At 65.1% G+C, this 1784-nt stretch carries 1 protein-coding gene; it reads left to right on the top strand.

Annotated features, from left to right (window positions below):
• The coding region (locus VGQ94_00165) for a protein kinase (protein HEV2020921.1) at window positions 1-1784 on the top strand (1784 nt) is incomplete at both ends.

Here is a 1784-nt window from a genome sequence, read left to right as displayed (position 1 = left end):
CCGGTGAAGCCCATCACCCAGGCGGGCACGGTGGTGGGGACGTTCCAGTACATGTCGCCGGAGCAGGTGCAGGGGCAGGAGGCGGACGCGAGGTCAGACATTTTCGCGCTGGGCGCGGTGCTGTACGAGATGGTGACGGGGAAGCGGGCGTTCGAGGGGAAGAGTGCGATCAGCGTCGCGTCAGCGATCCTGGAGAAAGAGCCGGAGCCGATCTCGGCGCTGCAGCCGATGACGCCGCCGGCGCTGGACCAAGTGGTGCGCGGCTGCCTGCGCAAGGAGCCGGAAGAACGCTACCAATCGGCGCACGACGTCAAGCTGCAACTGAAGTGGATCGCCGAGGGCGGCTCGCAGGCGGGCGCCCCGGCGGTGGTGGTCAAGCACCGCCGTCATCGCGAGTGGGTGGCGTGGGGAGCGGCGGCGCTGTTGCTGGCAGCAGCGACCATTCTGGGAGCGGCGGCGCTGCGCCGCTATCTGGAGCAGCCGCAGGTGGTGCGCTTCGCCATCCCGCAGCCCGAGGGCGCGAGCTTCCGTTTCGGGATCTTTGGAGGTTCGCCGGCGCCGGCAGCCATTTCGCCGGACGGCAAGCTGGTGGTGTTCGGCGCCGATGCCGGCGGCAAGCGGCTGCTGTGGGTGCGTCCGCTGAATGCCTTTGAGGCGCGTCCACTGGAGGGGACCCAGGGGGCGCAATATCCGTTCTGGTCCCCTGACAGCCGCTGGGTCGGCTTTTTCGCGGATGGAAAACTGAAGAAGATCGAGGCCTCCGGACAGACTCCGACGGAGACGCTGTGCGATGCGCCAGATGGGCGTGGCGGCACCTGGAACCGCGAGGGCGTCATCGTCTTCCAGCCGACCTCGACCGCAACCTCCCTGCAGCAGGTCTCCGAGAATGGTGGAACCCCGGCCGCAGTCGGTCCGCCGGTCACCGAAAAGAACTTGTCCCTGCGCTGGCCGTTCTTTCTGCCGGATGGGAAGCATTTCCTGTTCACCATCGGCTCTCCCAGTCTCCAGAAGAAGCAGACTGGCGGCGGCATTTTTGTAGGATCCCTGGACTCGCAGGAGAGCCGGCGCATCCTCGAGGATGACAGCAACGCCGTGTACGTGCCCTCTGGGCATCTACTCTTCGTGCGCGACCAGGTACTGATGGCCATCGAATTCGACGCGCCCACGCTAAAGACGCGCGGCGGCGTGCGCCCGCTGGCGGAGTCGGTGCAGTACGAGCCTCTGCGCTGGATGGGACACTTCTCGGCCTCACAGACCGGAACCCTCCTGTTCTGGAAGGGCACGGCATCTCCCGCGCGGCAGCTCACCTGGTTCGACCGCAGTGGCAAGGTGCTGGGGAAGTTCGGCGAGCCGGACAATTATCTCGGAATACGGCTCTCGCCGGGCGGCAAGCAGGTGGCGGCAGTGATCGGCGGAAGCGGCAAGCAGAACGTCGATATCTGGCTGTTGGACTTGGAGCGCGGCGGCCGCACGCGCTTCACCTTCAGCCCCGCGGCAGACGTAGCGCCCGTGTGGTCGCCGGACCAAAAGGACATTGTCTATTCGTCCCAGGAGTCGGGAGCTTTCGACCTCTACCTCAAAGCGGCCAATGGAGCCAGTTCGGAGCACCTGCTGTTCCAATCCAGCGAGGGGAAAATCGCGACCGACTGGTCGGCCGACGGAAAAACGATACTGTTTAATGCCATTCGCTCACACGTGGAGATATGGGCCTACTCGCTGGCAGGCCACAAAGCTGCTCCTGTGCTTTCAGGCGACTTCAACTACGTAAACAGCGTGTTCTCTCC

The sequence above is a fragment of the Terriglobales bacterium genome, assembly GCA_035937135.1.
Classification (GTDB): domain Bacteria; phylum Acidobacteriota; class Terriglobia; order Terriglobales; family Acidobacteriaceae; genus DASYVL01.
The sequence above is the reverse complement of the archived record's forward strand: the minus strand, read 5'-3'. Positions and strand labels throughout refer to the sequence as shown.